This is a genomic window from Serratia sp. Tan611, from assembly GCF_905188235.1.
Lineage (GTDB): Bacteria > Pseudomonadota > Gammaproteobacteria > Enterobacterales > Enterobacteriaceae > Serratia_B > Serratia_B rhizosphaerae.
In genome coordinates this window covers 4,546,568-4,560,242 of sequence record NZ_LR994655.1, presented here as the reverse complement: position 1 = coordinate 4,560,242, position 13,675 = coordinate 4,546,568, and the positions used below count along the sequence as shown (strand labels likewise).

The following is a 13,675-nucleotide window of genomic DNA, read 5'->3' as shown; positions in this document are numbered from 1 at the left end:
TCACCCTACAACGCAAGGATAACAATTATGACGACTTCTCGTAGCCAACAGATCCAACAGCTGGAACAGGAATGGAAATCCGCACGTTGGGAAGGCATCACCCGCCCGTACAGCGCGGAAGATGTGATCAACCTGCGCGGTTCGGTCAACCCGGTCTGCACGCTGGCGCAAAACGGCGCCGCCAAACTGTGGGAGCTGCTGCACGGCGGCGCGCGTAAAGGCTATGTCAACTGTCTGGGGGCGCTGACCGGCGGGCAGGCGCTGCAGCAGGCCAAAGCCGGCGTGGAAGCCGTATATCTGTCGGGCTGGCAGGTGGCGGCGGATGCCAACACCGCCTCCGCCATGTATCCGGACCAGTCGCTGTACCCGGTTGATTCCGTGCCGGCGGTAGTGGAACGGATTAACAATACGTTCCGACGCGCCGATCAGATCCAGTGGGCGAATAACATTGAGCCGGGCAGCCAGGGCTATGTCGATTACTTCCTGCCGATCGTCGCCGATGCGGAAGCGGGCTTTGGCGGGGTGCTGAACGCCTTTGAGCTGATGAAGGCGATGATAGAGGCCGGCGCCGCCGGCGTGCACTTTGAAGACCAGCTGGCGGCGGTGAAGAAGTGCGGTCATATGGGGGGGAAAGTGCTGGTGCCGACGCAGGAAGCGATTCAGAAGCTGGTAGCGGCGCGGTTGGCGGCTGACGTGCTGGGCGTGCCGACGCTGCTGATTGCCCGCACCGATGCCGATGCGGCCGACCTGCTGACTTCAGACTGTGACCCTTACGACCGCGAGTTCGTGACCGGCGATCGCACCGTGGAAGGTTTCTTCCGCACTCAGGCTGGGATTGAACAGGCGATCAGCCGCGGGCTGGCCTATGCGCCTTATGCCGACCTGGTGTGGTGTGAAACCTCTACGCCGGATCTGGCGGCCGCCAGACGCTTTGCCGAAGCGATCCACGCTAAGTTCCCCGGCAAGCTGCTGGCCTATAACTGCTCGCCGTCGTTCAACTGGAAAAAGAACCTCGACGACCAGACCATTGCCCGCTTCCAGGAGGAACTGTCGGCGATGGGCTACAAATACCAGTTTATTACCCTGGCCGGCATCCACAGCATGTGGTTCAACATGTTCGACCTGGCCCATGCGTACGCGCAGGGCGAGGGCATGAAACACTACGTGGAAAAAGTGCAGCAGCCGGAGTTTGACGCCAGCAGCCGCGGCTATACCTTCGCGTCGCACCAGCAGGAGGTGGGAACCGGCTATTTCGATCGGGTAACCACGGTGATTCAGGGCGGCGCCTCCTCGGTAACCGCGCTGACCGGCTCCACCGAAGAGCAGCAGTTCTAGCCGTTTCGACGTTGGCTTGCGCAGGGCCGGGCGTCAGCCCGGCCCGACAGGCATGGTGGGAGGATCTCGATGGCAGCAAAAATGGAGTTGTTGATCGCGCAGACTATCCTGCAGGGCTTTGATGCGCAGTACGGGCGCTTTCTGGAGGTCACCGCCGGGGCGCAGCAGCGTTTTGAACGTGCAGACTGGCCTGCGGTGCAGCAGGCGATGAAAAAGCGTATCCACCTGTATGACCACCACGTTGGTCTGGTGGTGGAACAGCTGAAATGTATTACCGGCAAGCAAGATTTTGATGCGGACTTTCCCTGTCGGGTCAAAGCGGTATACACCGAACTGCTACCGGAGTATCCGCGCTTTGAGATCGCCGAGAGTTTTTTTAACTCGGTCTACTGCCGGCTGTTTAAGCATCGTGATTTAACGCCGGAAAAGCTGTTTGTCTTCAGCTCGCAGCCGGAACGGCGCTTTCGCGACATTCCCCGTCCGCTGGCGCGCGACGTGGTGCCAAACGGCGATCTGTCCGCCATGCTGCACACCCTGCTGACCGATTTGCCGCTGCGCCTGCCCTGGGAGGATCTGGCGCGTGATATCCGCTATGTCACGGCGGCGCTGCGGCAGGCATTTGCACCGGCGCAGCTGGCCGACGGCACCTTTCAAATCGCCAACGAACTGTTTTATCGCAATAAGGCCGCCTGGCTGGTGGGTAAATTGCGCACCACAGGCGGCGTATTCCCTTTTCTGTTGCCGATTCACCACAGCGAATCCGGCGCGCTGTTTATCGATACCTGCCTGACCAGCAAAGAGGAGGCCAGCATCGTCTTTGGCTTCGCCCGCTCTTATTTTATGGTGTATGCACCGCTGCCGGCGGCGATGGTCGAATGGCTGCGGGAAATCTTACCGGGTAAAACCACCGCCGAATTGTATATGGCGATTGGCTGCCAGAAGCACGGTAAAACCGAATGCTATCGCGAATACCTGACGTTTATGGCCCGCTCGCAGGAGCAATTTATTATTGCGCCGGGGGTGAAGGGCATGGTGATGCTGGTGTTTACCCTGCCGTCGTTCGATCGGGTCTTCAAAGTGATTAAGGACCGTTTTGCGCCGCAGAAAGAGGTGACGCCGGCGCAGGTGATGGCCTGCTACCAACTGGTAAAGGAGCATGACCGGGTCGGGCGGATGGCCGATACTCAGGAGTATGAGAACTTTGTCATCGACAAGGCGCGCATCAGCCCGGAACTGCTGGCGGAATTGCAGCGTGAGGTGCCGGAAAAGCTGGAGGATCTGGGCGACCGCATCATTATCCGCCACCTGTATATGGAGCGTCGCATGACGCCACTGAATCTGTACCTGGAGCAGGCCGACGAGCAGCAGACGCATGACGCGATTGAAGAGTACGGCAACGCCATCAAACAGCTGGCGGCGGCGAATATTTTCCCGGGGGATATGCTGTTTAAAAACTTTGGCGTGACGCGCCACGGGCGGGTGGTGTTCTACGATTACGATGAAATCTGCTATATGACCGAGGTGAACTTCCGCGATATTCCGCCGCCGCGCTATCCGGAAGACGAATTGGCCAGCGAGCCGTGGTACAGCATCGCGCCCAACGACGTGTTCCCCGAGGAGTTTCGCCATTTTCTGTGCAGCGATCCGCGTATCCGCCAGGTTTTCGAGGCGTTGCACGGCGATCTGTTTGAGGCGGAGTATTGGCGGGGCCTGCAGCAGCGTATCCGCCAGGGGCATGTAGAAGACGTCTTCGCCTACCGCAAAAGGCGGCGCTTTAGCCAGCGCGGCGCAGCGCCGCTGTCGGCCACGGCGTAGGGCGCAGTCTGGCTGCGCCCGCTACGATTATGCGTTGGCGCCGGCCACGGCCGCACGCGCCAGCTCGGTAATGCGCCCGTAGTCGCCGTTTTCCAGCGCGTCCGCTGGCACCAGCCAGGAGCCGCCGATGCACAGCACGCTTTTCAGCGCCAGATAGTCGCGATAGTTGTTCGGCGAAATGCCGCCGGTCGGGCAGAAACGCACCTGCGGGAACGGGCCGCCGATCGCCTGCAGGGCCTTCACGCCGCCGTTGGCTTCGGCCGGGAAGAATTTAAACTCGCGCAGGCCGTAATCCATACCCAGCATCAGTTCTGAGACGCTGCTGATGCCCGGAATCAGCGGAATGCTGCCGGCGGTAGCGGCCTGCAGCAGGGAGTCGGTCAGGCCGGGGCTGATGGCGAACTGCGCGCCGGCGTCGGTGACTGCCTGCAACTGCTGGGCGTTAATCACGGTGCCCGCGCCGATAATGGCTTCAGGCACCTCATTGGCGATGGCGCGGATGGCGTCCAGCGCGCAGTCGGTGCGCAGCGTCACTTCCAGCACGCGCACGCCGCCGGCAACCAATGCTTTCGCCAGCGGCACCGCATGCTCCAGTTTATTGATGACGATGACCGGGACGACCGGGCCGGACGTCAGGATCTGCTCAGCGCTTGTTTTCCAGTTATTCATAGACGGTTCCTCTCCAGAATAGACCTCAGGCGGCAGGCGGCTGATGGTTGACGCCCCCAGCCGCACGCCGCTTGCGGTTAAAATGTAATGCAGCAGGCGCCCTGTTCGGCACCGGACAGCTGGCTGCGTAATGCGCCGAACAGCTCGCGGCCGCAGCCGACGTGTTCTGCGCTCAGATCGGGTTGATAAGCCTCGCGCGCCGCCAGTTCGGCCTCATCGACCAGCAGCGTCAGCTCGCCGCTGCGGCCGTTAACGCGGATCATATCGCCGTTGCGCACTTTCGCCAGCGCGCTGCCGGCGTAGGCTTCCGGCGTCACGTGGATGGCGGAAGGCACCTTGCCGGAGGCGCCGGACAGGCGGCCGTCGGTAACCAGCGCTACCTTGAAGCCGCGGTCCATCAGCACGCCCAGCGGCGGCATCAGTTTGTGCAGTTCCGGCATGCCGTTGGCCTGTGGTCCCTGGAAGCGCACCACGACCACGCAATCTTTGTCCAGCTGGCCGGCTTCAAACGCCGGTACGATATCGTGCTGGCTTTCAAACACCACCGCCGGCGCCTCGATAATCTGGTTGTCCGCCGGTACGGCGGAGGTTTTCATCACCGCACGGCCAAGGTTGCCGGACATCACCTTGGTACCGCCGTGGTGTTCAAACGGCTGGGCGATGCTGGCAATCACGCCGGCGTCGAGCGAGCTGTCTGCGCCGTCGCGCCAGGCCAACTGGCCGTTGTCCAGCCACGGCTCTTGGGTATAGCGCTCCAGGCCGAAGCCGGCGACGGTATGCACATCCTGATGCAGCAGGCCATGCTGCAGCAGTTTCCGTACCACCAGCTGTACGCCGCCGGCGGCCTGGAACTGGTTGATGTCCGCCGGGCCGTTCGGGTAAATCCGGCACAGCAGCGGTACCGCTTCCGACAGTTCGGAGAAGTCATCCCAGTTGATGATAATGCCTGCCGCACGGGCCATTGCCACCATATGCATGGTCAGGTTGGTGGAGCCGCCGGTCGCCAGCAGCGAGACGATGCCGTTAACCACCACCTTCTCATCCACCAGGCGCCCGATGGGCAGATAGTTGCCGGCGGTTTCGGTCAGACGCGTCACCTGACGCGCCGCCGCATCGTTCAGCGCGTCGCGCAGCGGGGTGTCCGGATGCACGAAAGAGGCGCCCGGCAGGTGCAGGCCCATCACTTCCATGATCATCTGGTTGGTGTTGGCGGTGCCGTAAAAGGTGCAGGTGCCGATGCTGTGATAAGAGGCCGCTTCGGCTTCCAGCAGCGCCTGACGATCGGCCTTGCCTTCGGCATACAGCTGGCGCACGCGCACTTTTTCTTTATTCGGCAGTCCGCTGGTCATCGGCCCGGCGGGGACGAACAGCGCCGGCAGATGGCCGAAAGAGAGGGCCGACATCACCAGCCCCGGCACGATCTTGTCGCAGATGCCGAGGAACAGCGCGCCGTCGAACATGTTATGCGACAGGCCGACCGCTGCGGACATGGCAATCACATCGCGGCTCATCAGCGACAGCTCCATACCGTCCTGGCCCTGGGTAACGCCGTCGCACATTGCGGGTACGCCGCCGGCCACCTGACCGACCGCGCCCACGGCGTTCAGCGCCTTTTTCAGTCGCTGCGGGTAGTCTTCATAGGGCTGGTGGGCGGACAGCATATCGTTGTAGGCGGTGATAATGGCGATATCGCTGCGCACCATATTCTTCAGCGCGGTTTTATCATCCGGCTGGCAGGCGGCGAAGCCGTGCGCCAGGTTGCCGCAGGCCAGTTGGGAGCGGTGCACAGTTTTACAGCGGGCTGCCTCAATGCGCGCCAGATAGGCGGTGCGGGTCGGTTTGGAGCGTTCAATAATGCGTTGCGTTACACGGGATAGGGTTGAGTTAATCATACCTTCCTCACATTTTTTCGTTATAGGCCCGCCGGATGGCGGGGCCCTCGGATGCGGCTGGTGTCCCAGAGGGGGCGGCATGCCGAGGGCCGTTACTGGTGTTGTTATCGGTGTGTCAAATCAGAACAGGGTGAAGGCGAGCATGCCGACCACCCCGCCGGTGGTGCCGAGGATGGTTTCCATTACCGTCCAGGTTTTCAGCGTTTGCATCTCGTTGGCGCCGGTAAACTTGCCGAACAGCCAGAAACCGGCGTCATTAACGTGGCTCAACACGATAGAGCCGCCGGCGATACAGATGGCCAGTGCCGCCAGCTGGCCGCCGCCGAGTCCCAACTGGCTGGTGATTGGCAGCACCAGGCCGACGGTGGTCAGACAGGCGACCGTTGCCGAACCCTGCAGCACGCGCACCAGCGCGGAAAGGGCGAAGCAGGCGACGGCAATGGGCAGGCCCGCGCCGATCATGGCGTCGCCCAGCGCCGGGCCTACGCCGGAATCCACCAGAATCTGCTTGAAGACGCCGCCGGCGCCGGTCATCAGCAAAATAATCCCGGCCGGCTGTACCGCGGCGGAGCAGATGGCCAGCGTCTGTTCATTGGTCATGCCGCGCGGTTTCGCCAGGCCGTAAATCACGATTAGGCAGGCGATCAGGATGGCGGTGAACGGGTGGCCGATAAACTCCAGCCAGTCGTGCAGCGGCGTGCCCGGCGTCACCAGACGGGCGCCGATGGTTTTCATCCCGACCAGCACCAGCGGGCACAGCACCAGCGCCAGGCTGAAGCCGAAGGAGGGCATGGTGCCCTTCAGTTTGACCGGTTCGGCTTCGTCAGCCGGCATCTGCCAGTTCACAAAGCGGCTGATAAAGCTGCCGTACAGCGGCCCGGCGATTAGCATACCGAGCACCGCCGCCACCAGACCGATGGCGATCATCCAGCCGAAGTCGGCTTTCATCTGGGCGGCCAGCAGCATCGGCACCGGCCCCGGCAGCAGGAAGGACGCGGCGGCGGCCACGCCGGCAAACAGCGGGATAGCCAGTTTGACGATATTGCCGTCGGTGCGGCGCGCCACGGCGAACACAATGCCGATCAGCAGCACGATGGCGACGTCGAAGAACAGCGGCAACGCACACACCAGACCGGCGATGCCCAGCGCATAATGCGCCTTGTTTTCACCAAAGCGTTTCAGCAGGTAGGAGGCAATCTGATCCAGCGCCCCGACCTCATGCAGGATTTTGCCGAACATCGCCCCCAGCGCCACAACGATCGCCAGAAAGCCCAGCGTATCGCCCATGCCTTTTTGCATGGTATCGGCGATGGTGGTCAGCGGCATGCCGGAGAAAATACCGGCGGCAATGGAAACCAACATCAGGGCGACGAAGGCGTGCATGCGCGCCTTCATCACCAGAAACAGCAGCAACAGAACCGAGCCGACGGCGGTACCCACTAATGTCAGGGTACTCACGCGCACGCCTCCTGCGGCATAAAGCTGCGGATATGCTGCAGCGTATCGGCGATCACCGCCTCAAGCGGCTGGTTGATGTCCACGGCCATCACGTCGCTTTCGTCGGCGCCGGGTTGCTCCAGCGCGTCAAACTGTGAGACCAGCATCTGCGGCTTGAAGAAGTGGCCTTTACGCGCGGCCATGCGCGCTTCGATCACCGGGAAATCGCCATGCAGATAGATAAACGACAGGTTGGCGTTGCCGGCGCGCAGGCGGTCACGATAATGCTTTTTCAGCGCCGAACAGACGATGATGGAGACGTTGTTGGTGCGCTGCATGGCGAAGGCGGCGTCGTTGAGCGCGGCCAGCCAGGGGGCGCGGTCGTCATCATTCAGCGCAACGCCTTCGGCCATTTTCGTAATGTTGCTGCGGGGATGCAGGAAATCCCCGTCGAGGAAACCGGCAGACAATTGGCGGGCTGCCGCGGCGGCAACGGCGGATTTCCCGCTGCCGGAAACGCCCATGATGACGTAAATACGGTTTTGATTATTGGTCATGGTGTAGCTCCCAAACCTGAAATTGGCGTTACCGCCTTCTGTTACCGGTAACATGTTATCGGTAACATTTTCGAGGCAAGCTGTATAGGAGGCAAACGGCTTTACCTTTGACGATCGTTAACTGTGATCGGCTTCAAGCTTTTACTTAGCAGGGAAACAATTTGGCAGCTTAATTTTACACATGGTTAACATGTGTACGCCCAGACGGGGAATCAGCAGAAAAGCGCGGAAACCCTCTCCCGGCAGAGAGGGTTGGGGGAATCAGCGGACGCCGCCGTAAGCCAGGCTGATCTCTTTGGCGGCATGGATCACCAGCGCGCCCAGTTCGATCACCCGGTCGTCGGTAATGCGCGACACCGGGCCGGAAATGGAGATGGCGGCAAAGGCTTCGCGGTGCTCGTCGAAAATACAGGCCGCAACGCAGCGCAGCCCCAGCGCGTGCTCTTCATCATCAAAAGAAAAGCCCTGTTTGCGGATCTGCGCCAGCCCTTCCTTCAGGTTATGCGGCGTCAGGGTGCGCGGCGTGTAAGTATGCATACCCTTCTGATGCAGCAATTTGGTGACCTGCTCATCGGCCAGCGCGGCCAGAAATGCTTTGCCGGCGCCGGATGCGTGCATCGGCAGCTTGCCGCCGATTGGCGCCGACATGCGCATCAGCGCGTTGCACTGCACCTGATCGATAATAATCGCCTGATATTCGGCCTTGTCCATCACCGCCAGATTGACGGTTTCGCCGGACTCTTCCATCAGCCGGCGCAGTGTCGGATGCACCATGGCCAGCAGGTTGCGGCTTTGCAGAAAACTGCTGCCGACCACAAAGGCGTGGGAACCGATGGTCCACAGGCCGAGATCGCCGACCTGACGGACAAAGCCCTGCTGCTGCATGGTGGTCAGTAAACGGTGAGTGGTGGAATTGGGCAGGCCGGCCTGCTGCGCCAGATCGGTCAGCGCGACATTGCCTTGTGCTTCGGCAATATATTCCAGCAGTTTCAGGCCGCGGGTCAGCGACTGCACCTGGCCGGTGGTGCTGCCGGTAGCGGGTGCGGCGCTGCGGGGCTTCTTGCCGCGTTTGGCGGGAACGGGTGTCGCCATGGTTACGCTTCCTTTTTCCGTATCATGGAATTTATTTTCGTTTTTTAAGTATGGATTGCAAGCGGCGTTTGCGCTCATCGGATGTGTTAGCGCGCAACCTGAAAAACTCTCAACCAGCGCCCGGCGCTCTGTGGTGGTTTACTGTGCTAGGATGAATCGATTTTCGAGCGATTGGGTGATGGCAATATCTGCCCGACACCTGCCGGCAGGCTGCTGTTTGTCGCCGGAGAAGGTCGGGGAATTAAGGGGTTACAGTGACGAATCGAGTGGAACAACTGCGCCGGCAGCTTGAACAGCGTATTTTGGTGTTGGACGGCGGTATGGGCACCATGATCCAGAGCTATAAGCTGGAAGAACAGGATTACCGCGGCGCGCGCTTTGCCGATTGGCAGAGCGATCTGAAAGGCAATAACGATCTGCTGGTGCTGACCCAGCCGGAAATTATCAGCGCGATCCACCACGGCTACCTGGAAGCGGGCGCGGATATCCTCGAAACCAACACCTTTAACGCCACCCCCATCGCGATGGCCGACTACCATATGGAATCGCTGTCGGCCGAGATCAACCGTGAGGCCGCCCGTCTGGCGCGCCGCTGCGCCGATGAATGGACGGCGCGCACGCCGGACAAGCCGCGCTACGTGGCCGGCGTACTCGGCCCGACCAACCGCACCGCCTCGATCTCGCCGGATGTTAACGACCCGGCGTTCCGCAATATCTCCTTCAACCAGTTGGTGGAAGCGTACCGCGAATCGACCCGCGCGCTGGTGGAGGGAGGCGTCGATCTGATTATGATCGAAACTATCTTCGATACGCTGAACGCCAAAGCCGCCGCGTTTGCGGTGGAAAGCGAGTTTGAGGCGCTGGGCGTCACGCTGCCGATCATGATCTCCGGCACCATTACCGATGCCTCCGGCCGCACCCTGTCCGGGCAGACCACCGAAGCGTTTTACAACTCGCTGCGCCACGTCAGGCCGCTGACCTTCGGCCTTAACTGCGCGCTGGGGCCGGATGAGCTGCGCCAGTATGTGGCGGAGCTGTCGCGCATCTGTGAAGGCTACGTCACCGCACACCCGAACGCCGGCCTGCCCAACGCCTTCGGCGAATACGATCTCGATGCGCAAGAGATGGCGAGCCAGGTGGGCGAGTGGGCGCAGTCTGGTTTTCTGAACATTATCGGCGGCTGCTGCGGTACCACGCCGGAACATATTGCCGCGATGGCCAAAGCGGTTGAGGGCGTGCCGCCGCGTCAGCTGCCGCAGCTGCCGGTGGCCTGCCGCCTGTCTGGCCTGGAGCCGCTGAATATCGACGCCGACACGCTGTTCGTCAACGTGGGCGAGCGCACCAACGTCACCGGTTCGGCCCGTTTCAAGCGGCTGATCAAAGAGGATAAATACGCCGAGGCGCTGGAGGTGGCGCTGCAGCAGGTGGAAAGCGGCGCGCAGATTATCGATATCAATATGGATGAGGGGATGCTCGACGCGGAAGCGGCGATGGTGCGCTTCCTTAACCTGATCGCCGGCGAACCGGATATCGCCCGCGTGCCGATCATGATCGACTCCTCGAAATGGGAGGTGATCGAGAAAGGGCTGCAGTGTATCCAGGGCAAGGGCATCGTTAACTCAATCTCGATGAAAGAAGGGGAAGAGGCCTTTATTCACCACGCCAAACTGGTGCGCCGTTACGGCGCGGCGGTGGTGGTGATGGCATTCGACGAAGTCGGCCAGGCGGACACCCGCGAGCGCAAATTTGACATCTGCCGCCGTGCCTACCAGATCCTGACCGAAAAGGTCGGTTTCCCGCCGGAAGACATCATTTTCGACCCGAATATCTTCGCTGTGGCGACCGGCATCGACGAGCATAACAACTATGCCGTCGACTTTATCGAAGCCTGCGGCGACATCAAAACCCATCTGCCGCACGCGATGATCTCCGGTGGCGTCTCCAACGTTTCATTCTCCTTCCGCGGCAACGATCCGGTGCGCGAAGCGATCCACGCGGTGTTTCTCTACCATGCGATCCGCAACGGCATGGATATGGGCATCGTCAACGCCGGACAGCTGGCGATTTATGACGATCTCTCCGACGAACTGCGCGAGGCGGTTGAGGATGTGATCCTCAACCGGCGCGACGACGGCACCGAGCGGCTGCTGGCGCTGGCGGAAAAATACCGCGGCAGCAAAGATAAAGAGGCCGATATTCAGCAGGCGGAGTGGCGCGGTTGGCCGGTGGTGAAGCGGCTGGAATATGCGCTGGTGAAGGGCATTACCGAATTTATCGAGCAGGATACCGAAGAGGCGCGCCAACAGGCGGAGCGGCCAATCGAAGTGATTGAAGGGCCGCTGATGGCCGGTATGAACGTGGTGGGCGATCTGTTTGGCGAGGGCAAAATGTTCCTGCCGCAGGTGGTGAAGTCGGCGCGCGTGATGAAACAGGCGGTCGCCTATCTTGAACCTTATATTCAGGCCAGCAAGCAGCAGGGCACCACTGCGGGCAAAGTGCTGCTGGCGACGGTGAAGGGCGATGTGCATGACATCGGCAAAAATATCGTCGGCGTGGTGCTGCAGTGCAACAACTACGAGATTATCGACCTCGGCGTGATGGTGCCGACCGACAAGATCCTGAAAACCGCGCGCGAAGAGAACGTCGATATTATTGGTCTCTCCGGCCTGATCACCCCGTCGCTGGATGAGATGGTCAACGTGGCTAAAGAGATGGAGCGCCAGGGCTTTACCCTGCCGCTGCTGATCGGCGGCGCCACCACCTCCAAAGCGCATACCGCGGTGAAGATTGAGCAGAACTACAGCGGGCCGACCACCTATGTGCAGAACGCCTCGCGTACCGTCGGGGTGGTGGCGGCGCTGCTGTCGGCGACGCAGCGCGACGAATTCGTCGCCCGCACGCGCAAAGAGTATGAAACCGTGCGTATTCAGCACGCGCGTAAAAAACCGCGCACGCCGCCGGTCAGCCTGCAGCAGGCACGCGACAACGCTACCCGGCTGGAGTGGGAAAGCTACACGCCGCCGGTGCCGCAGCAACTGGGCGTTTTCCCGGTGCAGGCGGATATCGCCGCCCTACGCCCTTATATCGACTGGACGCCGTTCTTTATGACCTGGTCGCTGGCGGGCAAATACCCGCGTATTCTGCAAGATGAGGTGGTGGGGGACGAGGCCAAACGACTGTTCCATGACGCCAACCAGATGCTCGACGTGCTGGCGGCTTCCGGCAGTCTCAATCCGCGCGGCGTGTACGGCTTGTTCCCGGCCAACCGCGTCGGTGACGACATCGAAATCTACCGCGACGAGCAGCGTGATACGCTGCTGGCGGTCAGCCGTCATCTGCGTCAGCAGACCGAGAAAAGCGACTTTGCCAACTATTGCCTGGCGGACTTTATCGCGCCGAAAAGCAGCGGCAAGGCGGACTACTTCGGCGCGTTTGCCGTCACCGGCGGGCTGGAGGAGGACGCGCTGGCGGCGGCCTACGACGCACAGCACGATGATTACAATAAAATCATGGTGAAGGCGCTGTCGGACCGCCTGGCGGAGGCGTTCGCCGAATATCTGCACGAACAGGTGCGCAAGCTGCACTGGGGCTACGCTGCGGATGAAAGCCTGAGCAACGAAGAGCTGATTCGCGAGAACTATCAGGGGATTCGCCCGGCGCCGGGCTACCCGGCCTGCCCGGAACATACCGAGAAAGCGCAGATCTGGCAGTTGCTGGACGTGGAGCGCCATACCGGCATGCAACTGACCGAATCGTTCGCCATGTGGCCGGGGGCATCGGTCTCCGGCTGGTACTTCAGCCATCCGCAGAGCAAGTATTTCGCGGTGGCGCAAATCCAGCGCGATCAGGTGGAAGACTACGCGGCGCGTAAAGGCATGAGCATCAGCGAGGTAGAGCGCTGGCTGGCGCCGAACCTGGGGTACGACGCTGACTAAGCGTGCCGGGCTATTGCGCGGTGTAGCCGCCGTCAATCACCAGTTCTGTGCCGGTGGCGAATGCCGATTCGTCGCTGGCCAGAAACAACGCCGCGTTGGCGATATCCCGCGCCTCGCCCAGATGGCCGATCGGGTGCAGCGCCGTTAACTGCCGCAGCATTTCCGGGTCATTGCCGATCATCGGCGTATGAATATAACCGGGGTGAATGCTGTTAATGCGGATGCCGTAGCGGCTGCGGGCGGCATGCAGCGCAGCGGACTTGGTCAGCAGGCGCACGCCGCCTTTGGCGGCGTTGTAGGCCGGCAGGTTCGGGTCGCCCACCAGTCCCTCAATCGAGCTGATATTGATAATGCTGCCGCCGTGCGCCTTCATCGCCATAATGCCCTGTCGGGTGCCGAGGAACACGCCGTCCAGATTGACCGCCAGCATCTTTTTCCACTCCCGGTAGGAGGTCTGCTCGATATTTTTGTACAGGCTGATGCCGGCGTTATTGACCAGAATATCCAGGCGCGGCGCCCAGTGGCGCAGCTGTTCGAATACCGTCTGCCACTCCTTCTCGCTGGTGACGTCGTGGGGCAGATAGCGGATTTTCCCGCCGTAGGCGGCAAGCTGCGTCAGCGCCTGCTGCCCGCGACGCGGGGCGATATCGGTGATGATCACCTGCGCCTGCTCTTCCAGAAAGCGTTGGGCGATAGCCAGGCCGATGCCCGATGCGCCGCCGGTGATCAGCGCGGTTTTATTCTCCAGTCTGCTCATCTTTCATCCTTGTTTTTCGTAGCCGTTGCTCTTCATGAGCGCGTCTTTATCCTGCCCGATAGTAAGGGCTTGCCGCCGGCTGCGCCAGCGCAATCGTGCCGCCTGCCGTTGAAGGGCGGTTAATTGATCTGCACGTCGAATCTGTTACATTACGGTAAGTTGCAGCATTTTTTCCGGGCCAGGGAA

General features: G+C 61.2%; 9 protein-coding genes. 3 read left to right on the top strand and 6 right to left on the bottom strand.

Annotated features, from left to right (window positions below):
• Positions 1–27: 27 nt before the first annotated feature.
• Both aceA and aceK read left to right on the top strand, forming a co-directional pair.
• Complete coding sequence (gene aceA / locus TAN611_RS21455; RefSeq protein ID WP_105232863.1) at positions 28–1,335, top strand: isocitrate lyase; 1,308 nt, start codon at positions 28–30, stop codon at positions 1,333–1,335.
• Positions 1,336–1,404: 69 nt separating this feature from the next.
• Positions 1,405–3,150, top strand: a complete 1,746-nt coding sequence (gene aceK, locus TAN611_RS21450; RefSeq protein WP_105232862.1) for a bifunctional isocitrate dehydrogenase kinase/phosphatase — start codon at positions 1,405–1,407, stop codon at positions 3,148–3,150.
• 27 nt (positions 3,151–3,177) lie between these two features.
• Here aceK and TAN611_RS21445 read toward each other — a convergent pair whose 3' ends face one another.
• The 5 genes from TAN611_RS21445 to iclR form a co-directional block, all read right to left on the bottom strand.
• Positions 3,178–3,819, bottom strand: a complete 642-nt coding sequence (locus TAN611_RS21445) for a bifunctional 4-hydroxy-2-oxoglutarate aldolase/2-dehydro-3-deoxy-phosphogluconate aldolase (protein ID WP_203066988.1) — start codon at positions 3,817–3,819, stop codon at positions 3,178–3,180.
• 77 nt (positions 3,820–3,896) lie between these two features.
• Complete coding sequence (edd, locus tag TAN611_RS21440) at positions 3,897–5,711, bottom strand: phosphogluconate dehydratase (protein ID WP_203066987.1); 1,815 nt, start codon at positions 5,709–5,711, stop codon at positions 3,897–3,899.
• Positions 5,712–5,831: 120 nt separating this feature from the next.
• Positions 5,832–7,169, bottom strand: coding sequence for a gluconate transporter (gntU, locus tag TAN611_RS21435; RefSeq protein WP_203066986.1), 1,338 nt, complete (start codon positions 7,167–7,169; stop codon positions 5,832–5,834).
• Entirely contained in the window at positions 7,166–7,705 is a 540-nt protein-coding gene (gntK, locus tag TAN611_RS21430) for a gluconokinase (protein WP_105232858.1), read from the bottom strand. The genes gntU and gntK overlap by 4 nt, the downstream gene beginning before the upstream one ends.
• Before the next feature lie 261 nt (positions 7,706–7,966).
• Positions 7,967–8,797, bottom strand: coding sequence for a glyoxylate bypass operon transcriptional repressor IclR (gene iclR / locus TAN611_RS21425; protein ID WP_105232857.1), 831 nt, complete (start codon positions 8,795–8,797; stop codon positions 7,967–7,969).
• A 254-nt stretch (positions 8,798–9,051) separates the two neighbouring features.
• On the opposite strand from iclR, the gene metH reads away from it, so the two are divergent.
• Entirely contained in the window at positions 9,052–12,732 is a 3,681-nt protein-coding gene (metH, locus tag TAN611_RS21420; RefSeq protein WP_203066985.1) for a methionine synthase, read from the top strand.
• A gap of 10 nt (positions 12,733–12,742) precedes the next feature.
• Here metH and TAN611_RS21415 read toward each other — a convergent pair whose 3' ends face one another.
• On the bottom strand, positions 12,743–13,489 hold the full coding sequence (locus TAN611_RS21415; RefSeq protein WP_197950550.1) for an SDR family oxidoreductase: 747 nt from the start codon (positions 13,487–13,489) through the stop codon (positions 12,743–12,745).
• Positions 13,490–13,675: the final 186 nt, after the last annotated feature.